Here is a 19,282-nt window from a genome sequence, read left to right on the forward strand (position 1 = left end):
TTTCCACTCATGGAGTGACCATTTTTTACAAGATTGTCACTTTTGCATGAACGACAGAGATAAACAATTTTTTCTTCAATCATTAAATTTCTTAAAATAATTAATCATTGGTAATTTTACCACTACCGAAAAACTAAGCAAACAAAAAGCCAAACAATTGTTTGAAAGCGGCGACATCGCCCAAGTAGAAGTGGGCACTTTTGCTGGCTTGGCCTACATCCATGCCTATTTGTTTGGCGCGGTGTATGAATTTGCTGGCAAAGTGCGGGATGTCAACTTGGCCAAGGGAAACTTTCGCTTTGCCCCGGTGATGTATTTGCAGCAATCATTAGCGCATATTAGCGCCATGCCACAACAAAATTTTGACCAAATTATTGAAAAATACGTAGAAATGAACGTCGCCCACCCATTTCGCGAAGGCAATGGGCGTGCCACCCGCATTTGGCTAGACTTGATATTGAAAAAAGAAATTCAGCAGGTGATTGACTGGAATGCAGTGGACAAAGCCGAGTATTTATCCGCAATGGAGCGCAGCGTGGTCAAAGATTTAGAAATTAAACACCTGCTCAAACATGCCCTGACCGACCAAATCAACGACCGCGCACTGTATATGAAAGGCATCGACGTAAGCTATTACTACGAAGGTTATAGTGAATACCGCGTTGAGGATTTATAACATGACCGACCAAAACCAAAAACAACTGGGCAACACCCTTTGGGCGATTGCCGACCAACTGCGCGGCGCAATGGATGCGGACGATTTCCGCGATTACATGTTGTCCTTCCTGTTTCTGCGCTACCTGTCAGACAACTACGAAACCGCCGCCAAGAAACAATTGGTGCGCGATTATCCCGTTGTGGATGCCGACAGCCGCGAAGTGCCGCTGGCGCAGTGGTACGCCCAGAACGTCGATGATATTCCAGCGTTTGAGAAGCAAATGCGGCGCAAAGTGCATTATGTGATTCAGCCCGCGCACCTGTGGCCCAGCATTGCCAATTTGGCCCGCACGCAAAGCCTAGATTTGCTGTTCACCTTGCAAACCGGCTTCAAATATATTGAGACCGAATCTTTTGCCAGCACCTTTGCCGGGCTATTTTCTGAGATTGACCTGAGTTCGCCCAAGCTGGGCAAAACCTACACCGACCGCAACGCCAAACTTTGCACCATTATCCAGAAAATAGCCGAAGGGCTGGCCGATTTTTCTACCGATATAGATGCACTGGGCGATGCTTATGAATACCTGATTGGCCAGTTTGCCGCTGGCTCGGGCAAAAAGGCAGGCGAGTTTTACACCCCGCAGCAAATGTCGGACATTCTCTCGGCCATTGTGACGCTGGACAGCCAAGAACCCAAAACTGGGGCCAAGCAGCGGCTAGGGAATGTGCTGGATTTTGCCTGCGGCTCTGGCTCGCTGCTGCTGAACGTTCGCAAAAAGGTAAACCAAGCGGGTGGCAGCATCGGCAAAATTTTTGGCCAAGAAAAAAACATTACCACCTACAACCTCGCGCGCATGAACATGCTGCTGCACGGGGTGAAAGATACCGAGTTTGACATCTTTCACGGCGATACCCTGCTGAACGAATGGGATATGCTGCGCGAGCAAAATCCGGCCAAGAAGCCCAGCTTTGATGCGATTGTGGCCAATCCGCCCTTCAGTTACCGCTGGGAGCCTACCGATGCGCTGGCCGATGATGTGCGCTTTAAAAGCCACGGCCTAGCGCCCAAATCGGCCGCTGATTTTGCTTTTCTGCTGCACGGTTTTCACTTCCTGAAAGATGAAGGCGTGATGGCGATTATTTTGCCGCACGGTGTGCTGTTCCGGGGCGGTGCTGAGGAGCGCATCCGCACCAAGCTGCTCAAAGACGGCCACATCGACACGGTGATTGGGCTGCCTGCCAATCTTTTTTACTCGACTGGCATCCCGGTGTGCATTTTGGTGCTAAAAAAGTGCAAAAAGCCCGACGATGTGCTGTTTATCAACGCAGCAGAACACTTCAACAAAGGCAAACGCCAAAACCAACTAAGCGAGGCGCACATTGCCAAAATCATTGCTGCCTACCAACACCGTACCGAAGAGCCGCGCTACTCGCGCCGGGTGGAGATGGCCGAGATTGAGAAAAATGACTTTAACCTGAATATCTCGCGCTACATCAGCACAGCAGTGGGCGAACCTGAGATTGATTTGCAGGCCACCCATGCCCAACTGCTGGCACTAGCGCAGAACATTCAGCAGGCGCGGGAGCAACACAATGCCTTCCTGCACCAATTGGGCCTGCCCGCCTTGCCATGAAGCCTTGCCATGAGCACCACCGCTGACCTGGTTGCCGCCCTCAAGCACGAACTCAAAGCCGCTGGCCTGACCTATGCCGATGTAGCGCAAGCGCTAGGCATGGCCGAATCCAGCGTCAAGCGCATGTTGGCCAAGGGCGAGATGCCCTTGGCGCGGCTCGATGTCATCTGCCGGATACTCAAAATAGATTTTGCCGACTTGGCCCAACGCATGTTAGAGGCCCAGCCGCTGCTAAGCCAACTCAGCCAAGCGCAAGAACAGGCCGTGGTGGCCGACCGCATTTTGTTGCTGGTGGCCATTTGCGTGCTAAGCCAATGGACGTTGGAACACATCGTCAGCCATTACCGCGTGACCGAGGCCCAAACCATTGCCGCACTGGCCCAGTTAGACCGTATCGGCATTATTGAACTGCGCCCGCTGAACCGCTACCGCCTGAAATTGGCCAAAACCTTCCGCTGGCGGCCCCACGGCCCGGTGATGCAATACTTTCGAGAACATGCGCTGCTGGAGTATTTTGGCGGTGCTTTTGACGGCCCCGGCGAGGGGCTGCTGCTGGTGCATGGCAGCGTCAGTCGGGCGCAGGCTCCGGCGTTTATGGAGCGCTTACAGCGCGTAGCACACGATTTTGCCCAGCAGCATCTGGCCGACCAAAAGTTGCCCGAGGCCGAGCGCGAAGGCTACACCCTGCTGCTGGCAGCGCGGCGCTGGGAGTTTGCTGCCTTTGCGGCCATGCGCCGTATAAACCCTAGCTAGGCAAGCCTGCACTGCACTCGGGTTCTTCGGGTACGATGGCAAGCCTAGGTATAGTTACAAACAGTGGCGTGTCGATGTCCGATGCCCCGCACTCCCCTTTATAAGGATTACCCATGTTTCCTGAGTACCGCGAACTCATCACCCAACTCAAGCACGTTGACCACCACTTCACCCGCCTGTTTGACGAGCATAACGACCTCGATCACAAAATCAAGGCGATGGAAGCGCGCACCATTCCCGGCACCGACCTCGAAATCGAAGTGCTGAAAAAAGAAAAGCTGCACCTCAAGGACCAGCTGTATGTGATTTTGCAAAAGAAAGCCGCTGAACGCGACACTGAACAAGCCTAAGCCGCCCCAGCCAGCACCCTGACCACCAGCAGGTGCTGGTTTTATGGCCGCAAGCTAACAAGCGCAACAAGCTGTTGCGCTTTTTTTGTGCCTGTTTGCTGCTGGGTTAATCTGCTGCTGGGTCAATCGGTGGCTTCATCATTAGTTTTTGGTGCCAGCAACACCGCCAGCACAGCGCTGTAACCATACAGCTGTTGGCCTGCAATTTCGCCACCGGCAAAAAAGCCGACCAAAGGCACATCGCCCAAGGCATGGCGCAGCCATTGCAGTTCAGCCCCCGGCGCGCCAAAATGGTTGCTACCACGCCCCGAGCAGCTGATATAGATGGCCGCCACCATTTGCTGGGGCAGCAAAGCCGCATCGTCCCGCTCTACCACCGGCAGCAACTCTAGCGCATCGGGGGCCAGCTCTTCGCGCAGTTCGGCACAAATACGCACCAAATCGGCGCGTGCGGCAGCGTGGTGGCGCTGGCAAAAATGCAGGCCCATGCCCACGGCCACTTCATCGGCCAAGGCCACGCCCCGACGGCTACCATCTAAACCAATAATATGGCGCACGCGCACATCAGCGCCCAAAGTGCCGGGGTGCTGCACCAACGGTGCTGTGTGGTAAGCCTCGGGAATATCAATCAGCCCGGCCAGCACGCCACGCACGCGCTCTACCGCTTGGTGGGGGTCAGCCTGCAAGGAGACTCCTAGCGTATGCAGCAACACGTCCAAAGCGGGTTGGCCGTCCAGCTCTAGCACGACGTTGTCTTGGGCAGCGGTGATGCAGTAGCGCAGCCCCACCGGCTGGCAACCTTGCGTTAGGCGCGAGACCCAATGTAAGCCCGCACCCCAAGCCACCCCCGACAAGCCGCCCGAAAAAACACCACTGACCCCGCCCTGCCCAGCAACGGTGCCGGTGCTGCTCACGGCCAATTGCACGCTGGCCCCTCGGCTGGCGGCCAGACCACCAAACACGGCTCCGCTGCTGGTGCGTTGGGCGACTTCGGCAATCAAACTGGGTAAATCTGGGGTGCGACCTTCGGCGTGTAGCAGCGCAGTGTGGGCCGTAAAACCGGGCTGGCCGGTGCGCGGCAAAGGGGTAACACCCGAAAAAATACGGTATTGGTCGGTGGGCAGCTCCAGCAACATCACGGCCAAGGCTGGCTCGTCAAAATACTCTGCGCCGCTGGCACACACGCCAATGCCCACGGTGCCGCTCCAATCGGTGACGGTGGGCAATTCGGCGGCAAAAAAATCCAAGATGGCTTGCGCCTCTGTGGCGTAGTGGTCAGTGAGGTAGAGCAGGCCCAAATTGGGCGTATCGGCATAAGCGGGCAAGGCCATGTAGCCGCGCAATTGCGCCAAGGCCAAGGCCGCTGCCATGCGCCATTGGGGGTGCGTGGCATGGCCAGTGGGACAGCGCTTCATGCGGCTTAACGGGCTGCTTTGGTGCGGCGCACCGGCGGTTTGCGCGACTCGGGGTCGGCTTCGGCATCAGCAGCGCCAGCAGCGGCTTCATCAGTGGCCTCTGGGGCTGGACTGGGGGCTGCTTTGCGTGCGGTGGTGGTTTTTTTGGCCGGGGCAGTGGCTTGGCTGGCGGCCTGGCTGGCCACTTGCTGGGCGGCTACACCGGCAGCGGTGGCTGCCGTGGCAGCTTGCAAGGTGGCCTCTTGTACGGTTTGCACGCCTTTGGCGGCGATGTCGGTGGCGGTTTTGAAGGCTTCAGCGGCCAAATCGGTGGCTCCGGCTTTGCTGGCCTCGGTCATGGCGGTGGCAGCAATTTGTTGGAATTGCTGGGTTAAGGCCCCCCACCATTGCATCGGGTCAATCACGCCGGGGGCTGGGCTGGCTTCTGCGGCAGCGGCTGGCGCTGGGGCTGGCGCAGCGGCTGGGGCAGATTTTTTGCTGCTGGCCGGGGCTTCGGGGGTTTTGATGGTGAAGGCATTGGCCATGTCGGTCATGCTGAAATTCATGCCCTTGAGCGTGGCCAGCGTCATTTTTTGCACTTCTAGCGCTTGGATGGTGGCGCTCAGGGCGCGCGAATTTTGTTCTAGCCAAAATTGCACCGATTTGAGTTCGCTGATGCGCTTTTCTAGCTCCTCCACGCTCACGGTGGGGGTCACCCAGCTGGACATATTGGGCATTTGCGGCAGGCTGTTGGTAGCGCCTTGGGTCAGGTTTTGCAAAAAATCAAAGCCGGGCAAAAAATTGCCGAAACCGAAAGAATGGTTATCGCTCATGGACACTCCGCTGGGTGGTGGATTTAGGAAACAAGTTGCAGCTTAACCCAAGGCATGGGCATTTTTAGTGGCGCATGGCACCGTGGCCAGCGCCATGCCCGGCCATAGCACCGGGCATCTTGGCACTGACGGGCACTTGCAACGCCAACTGCGACTGCGCGCCTTGGGCATCTTGGAACACCAAGGTCAGGGGCACTTGCGTGCCTTGGGCCAGCGGTGCTTTCAAGTCCATCAGCATGACATGGTAGCCGCCGGGTTGGAGTTCTACCGCTTGGCCAGCGGGTAAATCGAGTCCGGCAATGGCACGCATTTTCATGACATCGCCTTCCATTTTCATTTCATGGATTTCGGTCACACCGGCGGCGGCAGACTCGGCGCGCACCAAACGGCTGGCGCTGCTGGCGGTCAGGCGCATAAAAGCACCGGTGGCTTTTTGGCCCACGACTGTGGCGCGCACCCAAGCATTGTCCGCCTGCACTGGGGCGGCTACGGTTTGGGCCGATACAGCACCCGCCCATAGGGCAGCGCTGAACAACAAGGGGCAAGCAAGGCGTGATAACAACATGGCTCTATCCATCCTCTACCGCAGGGCGGCAAATACGTAAGCCGCCATTTTGGCGCAGAAAAAAGTACCGTCCCACGATACCCCCACGCCCACCAGACAACACTGGCTGCAAAAAGTCCAGACAAGCGCGCCGGTTTGTCGCACCATAGCTGCCATGTTCAAGCTGTTTGGCGGAGAATTTACATGGCCCCCACCCCTTCCCCCCTCCCTTCGGTACAACGCGATTCGCGCGCTTGGCAATGGCAGGTTTGGATTTCCTTTGGCATTGCGGTTTTTTTATGCACCGTCGGTTTGGCCTATTTGCCCGGCGAGCCATTAGAGCAAGCCTTTATGGTGATGGGCTATATCTTTTGCCTGAGTGCGGTGTTTGGCCTGTCCAAATTTATCCGCGACAACCAAAACCCACGCCGGGGTGGCGCTGCCGATACGCCGCTGTGGCGTTTTGTCGTCTGGGGCGGTTTTGCCGTGGCCATGCTACTGACGGGCTGGGGCCTGCTGGGTATGGATATTCATCCCAATTACAAGGCGTTTTTGGGCGTGAGCTGGCTCTATCTGATTACCACGGCCTTTACCTTGGCCAAGATGCTGCGCGACGATTACGAAGCCCAACGGCGCGAAGGCTTCCATGTGGACAGCGGATTGGAAGATTGATTTTTTTCAGGAACGCACCATGCTGCACACTTTTTTGTTTTCTGCTGCCTCCCTCGGGGCCACGCGCACACTTTGGGCCGGTACGCTGGCGGCCTTGCTGCTGACCTGCACCCCAGCGCAGGCGCAAAGCGATGCCTCGGTGGCCTTATCGCTGCTGCCGCTGGCATCGGTGGTGGGTACGGCCTCGGCTGGGGCCGCTTTGGCGCAAGCCTCGGTAGCCTTGCCAGCGGCTTTGTCGGTGGCGGGGGCGGTGTTGACCATCCAAGCGGTGCAGGTATCGGCCATCGGTACGGTGTATGTGTTGGAGCGGGCCTCGGATGGCGCCCGTGTCAGTATTGAGGTGAGCGCGCGCGTTGGCGCGGCCTCGGCGCGCGTGGTGGGCGAAGTGGTGGCTTGCAGCATCATTGGCAGCGGGGTGATTTTGTCGGTGGCGGGCGAGGTGCTGGCTTTTGTACCCAATGCCTTGGGCCAGGCGCTGCTCTACAACGAAGCCTTATAAATGGATGGCTACCACCATGCCGCTTAACCGCCGCTTCTGGCACAGAGACACTGGCACTGGCATTCGCTTGGGTTGGCTGTGCTTGACCCTTACGACCCTTATGGCCTTGACAACCTTGACGGCCCACGCGGGCCATCCCTGCAAACCCGCAAAGCCGCCCACAGCGCAAGCCCTTGGCCGCAGTATGGCCTTGGCACAACGCACGGCACAGGCATTAGAAACCGAACACCAGCGCTACGGCACCCAAGTGGTGTTGCTGGGGCGGGCCGGACAAGATTTAACTGCCTACGGCCTGCATTACTCGCACTTGGGTTGGGCTTACCGCACCCCTGCTGGGCCGTGGCGCGTGGTGCATAAACTCAACCAATGCGGCAGCGCGGTGGGCCAGCTGTACCGCCAAGGCTTGGGCGAGTTTTTTTTGGATGATTTGTGGCGCTACGAGGCCGTTTGGGCCGTACCCACGCCAGCGGTGCAGCAGCAACTGTGGCCACTGCTCCAAGACAAGCGCCGCGTTACCTTGCTCCAGCACCGGCCTTATAGCTTGGTCAGTTATGTCTGGGGGCAACGTTATCAGCAATCCAATCAATGGGCCATCGAGACCCTGGCCGCCGCGATGGTGCCAGACGGCATCCGCAACCGCGACCAAGCGCAGGCGTGGTTACAGTTTCAAGGCTACCGCCCCGGTACTTTGCAGATTAGCGCTTGGCGGCGTTTGGGCGCACGCGCCGCATCAGCCCATATTGCCTTTGACGACCACCCGCAGCGCCAGCGCCTGACCGGACGCATCGAGACCGTCACCGCCGATTCGGTGCTGGCGTGGCTGCCACGCGCCCAACTGGCCAGCGCGCCCGTCACTTTGAGCGAAGGAGACCCTCCATGAGCAAAGCTTTGCGCCTGTCAGAAAAATGGTTTCACCGGGGTTTGTGGTTGGTGGCTTTGGTATTTGCCAGCTTTTTAATTGGCTTGGGCGGCACGCTGGTGGGTGATTTGCCCAAGGTAGAAGCGCGCTTGCAGTTGGATGATTTTTTAGACCGCGCCGCCGCCCAACAGTTGCGCGAGCAGCTCAAAGCCGCGCGCAACGCCGAACAAGAAGCCCAATCCGCCTTAGAACAAGCCCAGTTGCAACGCCACAAAGCGCGCGGCGAAGTCCAAGCCACGCGCGAGAGCCTGCAAAGCTGGCTGGCTACGCGCAGCGTCACCCAGCGCGCCGAGCATGACCCGGAAGTGCTGATTCGCACCCAAGCCTTGGATTTGCTCAAACAAGCCGAACGCCAAGCCCAGCGCGACGAGGAGGCGCAACAACAAGCTGCTTTGGATGCGCGCCAACAAGCCAGTGCTACCCAGCAACGCCTGAGCCAGCTAGAAGCCCAAGGCTACGAGCAACTGCGCGCCGAGCAGCGCAAAGTCGAGTTGCGCGTGTTCCTCTACCGTTTGGCCCTGACGCTGCCGCTGTTGGTGTTGGCCGGTTGGCTGTTTGTGCGTCAACGCCAAAGCACCTACTGGCCGTTTGTCTGGGGCTTTATCTTGTTTGCCCTGTTTGCGTTTTTTGTCGAGCTGGTGCCCTACTTGCCCAGCTATGGCGGTTATGTGCGCTATGTGGTGGGCATCGCCATGACTGTGTTGGTGGGGCGTTATGCCATTTTGGCGCTCAACCGCTACTTAGAACGGCAAAAACAGGCCGAAGCCCTGCCCGATGCCCAACGGCGCGAAGAACTGAGCTACGACGTGGCCCTGACCCGGCTGGCCAAGGGCGTATGCCCCGGCTGCGAGCGCGCAGTGGACTTGAAAGACGAGCAAATTGACTTTTGCCCGCACTGCGGCATTGGCTTGTTTGACCACTGCGGGCCGTGCCAAACGCGCAAAAGCGCCTTTGCACGTTTTTGCCACCACTGTGGCACGGCGGCCCGCAACGGGAGCGCGGCTTAGAAATGCTCCCAATCGTCGTCGTTTTGCTTGCTGTGGTGGGCCAAAGCTTGGGGCGGGGCCGCCACTCGGGGCGCTGCACGCGCTGCTACTTTGGGGGCGGAAGACGCTGCCGAACGCTGGGGCAGCGCAGGCGCACGGCGCGGCGCGGGCGCAGGGCTAGAAGCGGACCGTTGAGAGGCGGCGCGCTGCTCATGTTGGCCCAGCTTGAATACCGCCACCGCTTGCACCAATTGCTGCGCTTGGGCGTTCAAACTGTCGGCGGCAGCAGCAGACTCTTCGACCAAAGCGGCATTTTGCTGCGTTACTTGGTCTAGTTGGGCCACTGCTGCACTGATTTGGCCAATACCCGAAGTTTGCTCGACCGTGGAAGCGCTGATTTCGGAAATCAAATCGGTGACGCGCTGCACCTCGCGCACAATGTCTTGCATGGTTTGGCCTGCGGCATCGACCAGCTTGCCACCGGCTTCTACCTTATCGACACTGTTGCCAATCAGCACTTTAATTTCTTTGGCCGCTTCGGCACTGCGCCCAGCTAGGCTACGCACTTCGGAAGCCACCACGGCAAAACCCCGGCCTTGCTCGCCTGCACGCGCGGCCTCGACCGCTGCGTTCAGCGCCAAAATGTTGGTTTGGAAGGCGATACCGTCAATCACGGCGATGATGTCGGCAATTTTGCGCGAAGCCTCGTTAATCTCGCCCATCGTCGTGACCACTTCAGTCATCACTTGACCGCCCCGGTGCGCGGTTTGGCTGGCGCTGCTGGACAGCTGTGTGGCTTGGCGTGCGGTGTCGGCATTGGTTTGCACGGTGCTGGCAATTTCCTCCATCGAGGCCGCTGTTTGCTCTAGGTTGCTGGCTTGCTGTTCGGTGCGCTGCGACAGGTCTGCCGTGCCGCTAGAGATTTGTCCGGCGCCGGTGGCAATGCTGTCGCTGCTGGCGCGCACTGTGCCCACAATGTGGCGCAAAGACTCTTGCATTTCGTGCATGGCCCGCACCACGCTGCCGGGGGCGGCGCGGCTGTCGTCAATGCTGGTGCTTAAATCACCAGCGGCAATGGCACGGGCTGTCTCGGCCACGGCATCAGGCTCGCCACCGAGTTGGAACGTCAAGCTGCGCGTAATCAGGCTGCCAATCGTTACGCCCGCCAGCAGGCCCATCACGGTCAGGGCTATCAGCAAGTTGCGGATGTTGGCGTAAATAGCATCGGTTTCCTCGTTCAGGGTTTTGGCGTTGTTGCTTTTACGTTTGACCAGTTGCGTCATCAAGTTGCTCAACTTGTCGGCTGCTGGTGTGCCCAGCGTAAAAAGCTGTTGCGTGGAACCCGTCAGCACGGGCAATGGCTCGGCACGCAAGGTGGCGGCCATTTGTTGGGCAATCACTTCGTAGGCTTGCAGCGCGTTGCGCGTTTCGTTCAGCTCGGCCAAGCCCTGTGTTGTGTAAAAATTTTTGTCGGCCTGTGCTAATTCAGCCTGGGACTCATCCAGGCGCGTTTGCATTCTTTGTAGGTGGCTGCTTCTGTCTTGCTCGGTGCTGGAGAGCATGGCGCTACGCAGGGAGCGCGTGGCCTCAACCATTGCCAAGTTGGCGCGCGCGATGCGCTCGGCACCCAGCATTTCGGCCTCGTACATCTGCGTCGCCATATTGCTCAGCTGGCCTGTTTTGAGAATACCCAGCACACCAATCGCCGTGCCAATCAGCGCGACGGTCAAGAAGCCAAGCAAGAGTTTGGAACCTACCTTCATCCGTTTAAACCAGTCCATATTTTTCTTTCGTTGGTTTGCAGAGCGCGCAATCAGTGATCAGGCAAACACTCCATTTATTGGCTTATTTTTTTAGCCTAGTATGGCCAATCGGTTAAATCATCGCCCCCAAATGACTTCATGCTCTTCGGCCAGCGAGCGGCGCAGCATTTCTAATAGCGGTGTAGCCCGCTGGTGCAGGTGTACGGTGTTGCGCTCTAGCAATTCGGCTTCGGCTTCGTCTAAGCCTGTGGCGTGGTGGTGGACGCGTGCATGGGCGCATTGCTGCTCATCCAAACTCACGGCCGCTTGCAAGGCTTCAATGGCAGCGGGCAGCTGCTCTAGGGTAATAATGCCTTGAGGCTCAGGGTCTTTACCAATGATGTGCAAGATGCGGTGTGCGTGCGGCTCTAGCAAAATCAAATCAGCAGCAGCGCGGGTTTTAAACTTGTACAGCATAAAAATCCTTGTTAAAAGCAATAGCCAGGCAGCACCTAGGCACTCCTACTGGGGTGTAGCATAGACTCGATTGTGCAGTGCCTGCGAATAACACCATAGTTCCGTACACTCTGGGCGCTTATGTCTGCCATTCATATCCACCGCCCCCACCAATTGGGCCTCATTCAGGCCCGTGATATTGCCCGCCAATGGGCCAGCAAAGCCGAACGCAAGTTCGATTTGCGCTGCCATTACCTCAGCGGCGAGAGCCAAGACACAGTGCGTTTTGAACGCGCAGGCATCCAAGGCACTTTGCAGGTACGCGCCGACCAGTTTGAACTGGCGGCACAGCTGGGCTTTTTGTTCAGCGCCTTTGCACCGCGCATCGAGGCCGAGATTGCCGCCCAATTTGACAGTCTGTTGCACGCCCACAGCACACAAGCGGCCTGAACCGCCTTGGCCCCAAGCGCCCCTTAGCGTGGCTGGGCCAACCACTGTTGGGCCAGCTGCACCCAGTAGGTGGCCCCCAAGGGAATTACGGCATCGTTAAAGTCGTAACTCGGGTTGTGCAAAGTGCAAGGGCCGCCGCCGTGGTCGATGTCGCGGTGCTGGCCGCTGCCATTGGCAATAAAGCAATAGGCCCCCGGTTTGGCTTGCAGCATAAAAGCGAAGTCCTCGGCCCCCATCGTTGGCTCTTGCGGCAGCACTTTGTCTGCGCCCAAAATATCGACCATGACGCTGCGGGCAAAGGCGGCCTCGGCTGCTGCATTGATGGTGGGCGGGTAGTTGCGCTCAAACTCAAAAGTGCAAGTGGCTTCGTGGGCGGCGCAAGTGTGTTCGGCCACTTGGCGCATCCGGCGCTCTATCAGGTCCAGCACCTCCAGGCTAAAGGTTCGCACCGTGCCTTGTAGCTCGCACACATCGGGTACCACGTTGGTGGCCTCGCCGGTGTGAATCATGGTGACCGAAATCACCCCCGCATCCACCGGCTTTTTATTGCGCGTGATGATGGTTTGAAACCCCTGCACCATCTGGCAAGCTATTGGCACGGGGTCGATGCTGGTGTGCGGCATGGCGGCATGGCCGCCTTTACCACGAATGGTAATTTTGAACTCGTTGGAGGAGGCCATCACCGGCCCAGCACTGACGGCCATCGTGCCCTCTGGCATCCCTGGCCAGTTGTGCATACCAAACACCGCCTCCATCGGGAACTGGCTAAACAAGCCCTCGCGCACCATTTCGCGCGCACCACCACCGCCTTCTTCGGCGGGCTGAAAAATCAGATAAACCGTGCCAGCAAAATCGCGTTGCTCAGCCAAGCAACGTGCGGCGGCCAACAACATGGCCGTGTGACCATCGTGGCCGCAGGCGTGCATTTTGCCGGGGTGGCGGCTGGTGTGGGCGAACTGGTTGTGCTCTTGCATCGGCAAGGCATCCATATCGGCGCGCAAACCCACTGCCCGGCCACAGGCCCCACCATCGCGCCCGTGGACTACCCCTATCACGCCGGTCTTGCCCAAGCCACGATGTACCGTAATCCCCCAAGCGCTGAGTTGTTGCGCCACCAAATCGGCAGTGCGCCACTCCTCAAAGCACAGTTCGGGGTGGGCGTGGATGTCGCGGCGCAAAGCGGCTATCTCTGGGGCTTGGGCCACGATGGAATCAATCAGCTGCATAGAAAAAACTCCTCGGTTGGGCACAGTCTAGCGGGCTGGGCCAAACTTTACAGGGCAGCTTGCAAGATGCGGCGGCTGATGTCGGGGGTGATGTCGCGCCGCTCGCCCAGCTTGACCATGCCATGCGCTTGCAATTGGGCCACCAAGCCGTCGATAGATTCGGCCCCAACACCATAGGCCGACAACTGCGTGGCAATGCCCATGCGCTCGAAAAAGTCGCGGGTGCGGGCAATCGCGGCATCGATGCGCTCGTCGTCGGTGCCAGTGCGAATCTCCCAAATGCGCTCGGCGTATTGCAGCAATTTTTCACGTTTGGCGGTGCGGCGCTCGTGCAGCAGTGCGGGCAAGACGATGGCCAAGGTGCGCGCATGGTCGATGTTGAAGGTGACGGTCAGTTCGTGGCCAATCATGTGTGTAGCCCAATCTTGCGGCACACCCGCACCCACGACCCCATTCAAGGCCATCGTGGCAGCCCACATCAGATTGGCCCGGTCTGCATACACCGGCTCGGGAGCAGACAACAAACGCGGCCCCACTTCAATCAGGGTATGCAAAATGCCTTCGGCCCAGCGGTCTTGCACCAAGGCTTGCACCGGGTAGGTCAGGTATTGCTCTACCGTATGCACAAAGGCATCCACCACCCCATTGGCCAATTGTTGTGGCGGCAGGGTGTAGGTTTTGGTCGGGTCTAACACTGAGAACTGCGGATAGCAATGCACGCTGCCAAACACCAGTTTGGCCGCCAAGGATTTGCGCGTAATGACGGCACCGCTGTTCATCTCGGAGCCGGTGGCGGGCAAGGTCAAGACCGTGCCAAAGGGCAGGGCCTGCAGGATGTTGCGCCCGCGTTGCTCCAAAATTGCCCAAGGGTCTGCCTCGGTAAAGGGCACAGCCGCCACAATGAATTTGACGGCATCAATCACCGAGCCGCCCCCTACGGCCAGCACAAAATCAAAACCGCCAGCGCGGATTTGCTCCACCGCTTGCATCGCGGTTTCGTAAGTAGGATTGGGTTCAATGCCACTAAAAGTGGCGTGCTGGCGCTGGCCTAAGGCGGCGCGCACTTCGGCCAACGTGCCGGTTTTTTCGGCACTGCTGCCGCCCACCACAATCAACACTTTGGCTTGGGCAGGAACCAAGTTGGCCAAGTCGGCAATGCGGCCCTGACCAAAGGCGATGCGCGTGGGGTTGTGAAAATCAAAATTCAGCATAAAAACTCCGGTGCAGGACAAAAAGCCAGATTACCGCGCGACTGCGGCAGCTGCACACCGCTGCCCAGACAGCCCTACAAGCCACACAAGCATCTGCTGGATGGCGCTTCAGGCAGCTTGGGCGGTTTCGGCGGTATCTTCTGGGGCCAAGAGGCTTAATGCGAGCGTACCAAACAGGCTGTGGCCATCTCGGGCTTTCATCTCGGCACACAGGCTGTCATGGGCGCGCAAAAACGGGGTGCGTGCGCGCCCATGTTGCAAGGTTTCTATGGCCCGCTTATCGGCAATGCTGCATGCGCCTTGTGGCCACTCGGGTTCTCCTTGGGCATTAGGGCCACTGGCATGGCTGACCAAACCACTGCCCAACACCGCACCCGCCTGCCAAGCATGGTGTTTGCAGCCTTGGGCCAACAATTGGCCAAAGTGAAAGTGCATAGACGGCCCGGTATCGCACAGACCCATTTTGCGGCCATTGCACAGCACTTGCAGCGTGAGATGCACGCGCCCCTCTTGCCAAGCGGGGCCTAATTCGTCGGGAGTCACGCTGACGGGGCTGCAAGCGATAGCTAACCCGCCGCTTTCGGCAGCTGCCGCAGCACCTGCACGTCCAGATGGCACCCGCACCACCGTGCCAGTGAGCATCAGCAAGCGCACCGCCGCCAAGGCCCGCGCCGGGCTGCTGCTACGCGGGATGTCGCCCGTTATCACCGCCAACCCGGTTTGCACATCGACACCTTGGGCATCGGCGGGCAACACCAAAGGCTGGGCGGGGCCTAAAAAAGCATCGCCGTAGCCAGCGCGCAAGCGCGGCACACTGGCGGCATCGGCGGGCAAGGCTTGCTGCTGCAACTGGCATTGGCGCTCTGTGGCGGCTAAATAAGCGCTGGCTTGCGTCCAGTGGTAGGCGCGAGGCAGCGGGGCCAGGCATTGGCGCGGGTCAAACGGAAACGGATGCGCGGCCTTGCCGGTATTGAGTTGCACATACAGCGCTTGCAACTGCGGGGCCAGAAAATCCCAATCGTCTAGTACCTGCTGCAAGCAGCTGGCAATACCCGTCGCATAATGGGCCAAGCCCAAATCGCGCGCGACCACCACCAACTGCCCATCGCGTGAACCATCTTGGTATGTGGCAAGCTTCATGGCAAACTGGTAATTCTATGAGTTCTTCGCCCACACCCTCTGCTTTGGCCGTTCGCCCTCCCTTGCTCTGGATTAGCGCCGGTGTGCTGGTAGCCCATGCGCTGGCATTGCAAGCCATGCCCTTGGGCGCGCACCACAGCAGTGCTGCGCTGCCGTTGGTGTTTCAAACCCGCACGATTAGCCCACCAGCGCCAGCAGCCGCACCAGTACCAGCGCCAGCCGATGTAGTGCCTGCCACCACAGCACCAACGGCAAGCCCCGCCATTAAACTGGGGCCAGCAAAACGTGCCATCCAGCAAGCCCACCCCAGCGCAGCCACCACAGGTGCCATAACAGCCACAGCTGCCACACCCGAATCCTTCGTCCCGCCCCCTGACAACGCGCCCGTGTTCAGCACCAGCCTGAGCGCAGAACAGCCGACCCAGCCCACCACCGAACCTCCCCCCAGCGCAGCAACGCCGACCGACCTTGCAGCAGCAACACCAGCACCAGAAGCCGAGGCAGAAACCGTGGCGGCGCTCTCGGGCCAAGAAATCCTGTTGGCCGCCGCAGACGCTAACCCCCGCCCACGCCAGCGCAACAACAAAGCCACCGGCCCGGCACCGGTCCACATCCCACCCCCACAGCGGCTAGAATTTGATGTGGTGGGCCAAGCCAAAAAATTTCAATACCGGGCCAACGCCGAGCTACTTTGGCAGCACGATGGCCAACACTACCAAGCGCGCCAAGAGATTAAAGTGCTGTTGCTGGGTTCACGCACCCAAAGCAGCCAAGGCAACCTCACCGCGCAAGGGCTGCAACCACTGCAATTTACCGACCGCTCACGGCGCGAACAAACCGCCCAGTTTGACCACGCCGCAGGCATGGTGCGCTTTACCCCCCCCGATACCCCCGCCGAGCCACTGCTGCCCGGTATGCAAGACCGCCTCAGCGTTTTCATCCAACTGGGCGCGCTACTGGCCGCCGCCCCGGAGCGCTACCCCCAAGGCAGCCAAATACAAATTGCCACCGTAGGCGGGCGCAACGCCAGCCGCTGGACCTTCCGCATCGAAGGCCCCGAAACCCTGACCTTGCCCGATGGCCCACTGGCTACGCTGAAACTACAACGCTTGCCGCGCGATGCCCAAGACGAAGAGCAACAAGCGCAACTCTGGCTGGCCCCCAGTTTGGCTTATCTGCCCGCGCGCATCCGCCTGACGCAAAACCAAGGCGATTTTGTCGATTTGCAGCTGCACAGCCACAGCGCGCCCTAAAAGCCCTTGAACTATGCAGCAATGTTGTTATCTAGGATGATAGTGACAAGACACAAACACCGCCCCGCCCTAGCCGATTGGAAAACGCCATGCACATGCTCTACGACTCAGAATCCTTTGTGGTGGTTCATATGCTGGCCGACAGCCTAGACCCCACCGCTGCCCCCCCAACAGAGGGCCAAGCCCCTGCCGCACCCCGGCTGGCACGGCATGGCTTTGAAATTGTCGATAAACGCTCGGGCAAAGAGGTCTATCTGGATGGCTCGTGGGCCGAGATGTTCCAGCAGCAAATTTTGGCTTGGCAACGCAACACCCCCACGCAAGAAGAAGTCGAAGCAGCGCTAGACCGCTACACCGGCTTGGCGCAAAACCCCGTCATCGTGCATTGAGCCACCCGCTGGGCAGCGGTGCTGCTGTGGGCAGAATGTAAGCCGTGGTCACCGAACAAGCCGCCGCCTTACAACGCGCCAAGCGCCAAGCGCTGGGCTTGCTGCTGCTGGTCACTGGGGTATTTATCATCAGTAGCCTGCTAGAGCGCAACCTGTGGACCGATGCGCTACAAGCCACCGCCGAGGCCGCGATGGTAGGCGCACTGGCCGATTGGTTTGCCGTGCGCGCGCTGTTCCATCGGGTGCCGATTCCGTGGGTGGTGCGTCACACCGCCATCATCCCGCGCAACAAAGACCGCATCGGCCAAAATTTGGCAGTTTTTGTGCGCGACCGCTTTTTGGACCCCGCCTCCTTGGTGGGCCTATTGCGCCGCCATGATGTGGTTGAGCGCATGGCGCAATGGCTGCTGCTGCCAGACAACGCGCGCTATCTGGGCCAACAAGTAGCGCGCATGTTGGCCGCTGCCCTCGATATGGTGCAAGACCGGCAAATAGAGCATCTGCTCCGCAAAGCCTTGCGCGCCCTACTGGGCCGCATCGACCTGACGCAAACTTTAGCCCGTGTGCTAGAGGCCCTAACGCACCAAGGCCGCCACCAAGGGCTGCTCGACGATGCCTTGCAGCAGCTCATGGCCCTGTTGCAAACCCCGGATACGCGCAGCTTGATTGCACGCACCATCATCCACTGGCTCAAAAAAGAGCATCCACTCAAAGAAAAGATGCTGCCCTCCGATTGGCTCAGTGACCAAGGTGCCAGCTTGGTGGCCAAAGCCCTAGAAAGCTTGCTGGCCGAAGTAGCGCACAACCCGCAGCACCAACTGCGCCACAAATTTGATGAGGCGATAGCGCTGTTCATTGCCCGGCTACAAAACGACCCCTCTTGGGCGCAAAAGGGCGAACAAATCCGCCGCTACCTGCAAACCAACCCCACCTTGGGGCGCTATGTGCAAGAACTTTGGCAAAGCACGCGCAATAGCTTGCAGCGCGATTTGGCCGATGAGCAATCCGCCCTAGCGCGCCATGTGCGTAACATGGGCCTGTGGCTGGGCCAAGCCTTGGCACAAGATGCGGCCCTGCGCCAAGCCCTGAACGAGCGCCTACAACAATGGGCGCACAGCTTGGCCCCCGAGGTCTCGCAGTTTGTGGCACAACACATCCAAGACACCGTGCAGCGCTGGGATGCCCAAGACATGGCCCAGCTGATAGAACTCAACATCGGCACCGACCTGCAATACATCCGCATCAACGGCACCGTGGTGGGCGGACTGATTGGCCTGCTGCTGTTTGGCCTAACCCACGCGCCCGCGATTGGGCAAGCCCTGTTTAGCGGAAAATGACTGTTTTATGCCCATTGAGCAGCACCCGATGCTCGCTGTGCCACTTCACGGCGCGTGCCAGCACTTGGCTTTCGGTGTCGCGCCCGCGTGCGGTTAGTGTTTCTACCGTGTCCGTATGGTCAGCGCGTGTAACATCTTGTTCGATAATCGGGCCTTCGTCCAAATCAGCGGTTACATAATGGGCCGTCGCACCAATCAGCTTCACACCTCGGTCATGGGCTTGGTAGTAGGGTTTGGCCCCCTTAAAACTGGGCAAAAAGCTATGGTGGATGTTGATGGCACGGCCTGCCAACTTGGTACAAAAATCGTCCGACAGCACTTGCATGTAGCGTGCCAACACCACCAACTCGGCCCCCTCGGCTTGGATGATTTCGTACTGGCGCGCCTCGGCTTGGGCTTTGGTGGCCGCCGTGACAGGAATATGGTGAAAAGGAATGTTGTAACTGGCCGCAAGCTGGTAAAAATCGCGGTGGTTGCTGATGATGGCGCGAATGTCCACCGGCAGCAGCCCAGATTTCCACCGAAACAGCAAATCATTGAGACAATGGCCCTCGCGGCTGACCAAAAGCACCGTGGGCATGGGCTGCGCCAAGGCGTGCAAACTCCAGTGCATTTGGTAATTTTGGGCAAAGTGGGCCATCTGCTCCAACAAGGTAGCATGGTCATGCACCGTGCAAGCAAATTGCACGCGCATAAAAAACAAGCCGGTGGCAGCATCGTTGTACTGGGCGGCTTCTTCGATGTTGCCGCTGTGTTCCAGCAAAAAGCCCGACACAGCATGAACCAGCCCCAATTGGTCAGGGCAAGAAAGAGTAAGAACGTAAGCGTGGGTCATAA

Annotated in this window: 21 protein-coding genes; 12 read left to right on the forward strand and 9 right to left on the reverse strand. The window is 58.8% G+C overall.

The annotated features are described in order from the left end of the window. Nucleotides 1-103 precede the first annotated feature (103 nt). From fic to PHX60_RS14300, 4 genes are all read left to right on the forward strand, one after another. The gene (gene fic, locus PHX60_RS14285; protein ID WP_300079134.1) at nucleotides 104-676 is read left to right on the forward strand and encodes a protein adenylyltransferase Fic; all 573 of its coding nucleotides are present in this window, start codon (nucleotides 104-106) and stop codon (nucleotides 674-676) included. Between the two features lies 1 nt (nucleotide 677). After that, nucleotides 678-2,291, forward strand: a complete 1,614-nt coding sequence (locus PHX60_RS14290) for a type I restriction-modification system subunit M (RefSeq protein ID WP_300079076.1) — start codon at nucleotides 678-680, stop codon at nucleotides 2,289-2,291. A 9-nt stretch (nucleotides 2,292-2,300) separates the two neighbouring features. Continuing rightward, nucleotides 2,301-3,044, forward strand: a complete 744-nt coding sequence (locus tag PHX60_RS14295; protein WP_300079078.1) for a helix-turn-helix transcriptional regulator — start codon at nucleotides 2,301-2,303, stop codon at nucleotides 3,042-3,044. A gap of 113 nt (nucleotides 3,045-3,157) precedes the next feature. After that, a complete protein-coding gene (locus PHX60_RS14300) occupies nucleotides 3,158-3,394 on the forward strand; it encodes a YdcH family protein (RefSeq protein WP_300079080.1) in 237 nt (78 codons plus the stop codon). 122 nt (nucleotides 3,395-3,516) lie between these two features. On the opposite strand, the gene PHX60_RS14305 is transcribed toward PHX60_RS14300, so the two are convergent. The 3 genes from PHX60_RS14305 to PHX60_RS14315 form a co-directional block, all read right to left on the reverse strand. After that, nucleotides 3,517-4,809, reverse strand: coding sequence for an FIST N-terminal domain-containing protein (locus PHX60_RS14305; RefSeq protein ID WP_300079083.1), 1,293 nt, complete (start codon nucleotides 4,807-4,809; stop codon nucleotides 3,517-3,519). A 5-nt stretch (nucleotides 4,810-4,814) separates the two neighbouring features. After that, entirely contained in the window at nucleotides 4,815-5,621 is an 807-nt protein-coding gene (locus PHX60_RS14310; RefSeq protein ID WP_300079086.1) for a PhaM family polyhydroxyalkanoate granule multifunctional regulatory protein, read from the reverse strand. A gap of 64 nt (nucleotides 5,622-5,685) precedes the next feature. Beyond that, nucleotides 5,686-6,186 (reverse strand): copper chaperone PCu(A)C, encoded by a 501-nt coding sequence (locus PHX60_RS14315; RefSeq protein ID WP_300079088.1) that lies wholly within the window; start codon nucleotides 6,184-6,186, stop codon nucleotides 5,686-5,688. 183 nt (nucleotides 6,187-6,369) lie between these two features. Between PHX60_RS14315 and PHX60_RS14320 the strand changes: the two genes are divergently transcribed. The 4 genes from PHX60_RS14320 (at nucleotide 6,370) to PHX60_RS14335 (ending at nucleotide 9,262) form a co-directional block, all read left to right on the forward strand. Continuing rightward, entirely contained in the window at nucleotides 6,370-6,837 is a 468-nt protein-coding gene (locus tag PHX60_RS14320; RefSeq protein WP_300079091.1) for a YiaA/YiaB family inner membrane protein, read from the forward strand. 19 nt (nucleotides 6,838-6,856) lie between these two features. Beyond that, complete coding sequence (locus PHX60_RS14325; RefSeq protein ID WP_300079093.1) at nucleotides 6,857-7,336, forward strand: hypothetical protein; 480 nt, start codon at nucleotides 6,857-6,859, stop codon at nucleotides 7,334-7,336. 100 nt (nucleotides 7,337-7,436) lie between these two features. Next, a complete protein-coding gene (locus PHX60_RS14330; RefSeq protein WP_300079095.1) occupies nucleotides 7,437-8,216 on the forward strand; it encodes a DUF2145 domain-containing protein in 780 nt (259 codons plus the stop codon). Then, nucleotides 8,213-9,262 carry a serine endopeptidase gene (locus PHX60_RS14335; RefSeq protein WP_300079097.1) on the forward strand — a complete coding sequence of 350 codons (1,050 nt, stop codon included), beginning with the start codon at nucleotides 8,213-8,215 and terminating at the stop codon, nucleotides 9,260-9,262. Before PHX60_RS14330 ends, PHX60_RS14335 begins: the two co-directional genes overlap by 4 nt. Here PHX60_RS14335 and PHX60_RS14340 read toward each other — a convergent pair. Beyond that, entirely contained in the window at nucleotides 9,259-11,022 is a 1,764-nt protein-coding gene (locus PHX60_RS14340) for a methyl-accepting chemotaxis protein (RefSeq protein ID WP_300079099.1), read from the reverse strand. The two genes, PHX60_RS14335 and PHX60_RS14340, sit on opposite strands and share 4 nt — an antisense overlap. Before the next feature lie 99 nt (nucleotides 11,023-11,121). Continuing rightward, the gene (locus PHX60_RS14345; protein ID WP_300079101.1) at nucleotides 11,122-11,460 is read right to left on the reverse strand and encodes a DUF1840 domain-containing protein; all 339 of its coding nucleotides are present in this window, start codon (nucleotides 11,458-11,460) and stop codon (nucleotides 11,122-11,124) included. Nucleotides 11,461-11,580: 120 nt separating this feature from the next. Here PHX60_RS14345 and PHX60_RS14350 point away from each other — a divergent pair, with 120 nt between their 5' ends. Beyond that, the gene (locus PHX60_RS14350) at nucleotides 11,581-11,889 is read left to right on the forward strand and encodes a polyhydroxyalkanoic acid system family protein (protein ID WP_300079103.1); all 309 of its coding nucleotides are present in this window, start codon (nucleotides 11,581-11,583) and stop codon (nucleotides 11,887-11,889) included. A gap of 23 nt (nucleotides 11,890-11,912) precedes the next feature. Here PHX60_RS14350 and PHX60_RS14355 read toward each other — a convergent pair whose 3' ends face one another. From PHX60_RS14355 to PHX60_RS14365, 3 genes are all read right to left on the reverse strand, one after another. Continuing rightward, entirely contained in the window at nucleotides 11,913-13,115 is a 1,203-nt protein-coding gene (locus PHX60_RS14355) for a M20 aminoacylase family protein (protein ID WP_300079106.1), read from the reverse strand. Between the two features lie 47 nt (nucleotides 13,116-13,162). Next, nucleotides 13,163-14,326, reverse strand: a complete 1,164-nt coding sequence (locus PHX60_RS14360; RefSeq protein ID WP_300079107.1) for an iron-containing alcohol dehydrogenase — start codon at nucleotides 14,324-14,326, stop codon at nucleotides 13,163-13,165. A gap of 108 nt (nucleotides 14,327-14,434) precedes the next feature. Continuing rightward, a complete protein-coding gene (locus PHX60_RS14365; RefSeq protein WP_300079109.1) occupies nucleotides 14,435-15,466 on the reverse strand; it encodes a fumarylacetoacetate hydrolase family protein in 1,032 nt (343 codons plus the stop codon). A gap of 17 nt (nucleotides 15,467-15,483) precedes the next feature. Between PHX60_RS14365 and PHX60_RS14370 the strand changes: the two genes are divergently transcribed. The 3 genes from PHX60_RS14370 to PHX60_RS14380 all read left to right on the forward strand — a co-directional run bounded on the left by PHX60_RS14370 (nucleotide 15,484) and on the right by PHX60_RS14380 (nucleotide 18,445). After that, nucleotides 15,484-16,719 carry a DUF3108 domain-containing protein gene (locus PHX60_RS14370; RefSeq protein WP_300079111.1) on the forward strand — a complete coding sequence of 412 codons (1,236 nt, stop codon included), beginning with the start codon at nucleotides 15,484-15,486 and terminating at the stop codon, nucleotides 16,717-16,719. Nucleotides 16,720-16,808: 89 nt separating this feature from the next. After that, on the forward strand, nucleotides 16,809-17,108 hold the full coding sequence (locus PHX60_RS14375) for a DUF3567 domain-containing protein (protein WP_300079112.1): 300 nt from the start codon (nucleotides 16,809-16,811) through the stop codon (nucleotides 17,106-17,108). Nucleotides 17,109-17,152: 44 nt separating this feature from the next. Further along, a complete protein-coding gene (locus PHX60_RS14380) occupies nucleotides 17,153-18,445 on the forward strand; it encodes a DUF445 family protein (protein WP_300079114.1) in 1,293 nt (430 codons plus the stop codon). Here PHX60_RS14380 and purU read toward each other — a convergent pair. After that, nucleotides 18,432-19,280, reverse strand: a complete 849-nt coding sequence (gene purU / locus PHX60_RS14385; RefSeq protein ID WP_300079116.1) for a formyltetrahydrofolate deformylase — start codon at nucleotides 19,278-19,280, stop codon at nucleotides 18,432-18,434. The genes PHX60_RS14380 and purU overlap by 14 nt on opposite strands. Between the last annotated feature and the right edge of the window lie 2 nt (nucleotides 19,281-19,282).

The sequence above is a fragment of the Giesbergeria sp. genome (assembly GCF_028686475.1).
In the GTDB taxonomy this organism is placed as follows: Bacteria; Pseudomonadota; Gammaproteobacteria; order Burkholderiales; family Burkholderiaceae_C; genus Simplicispira.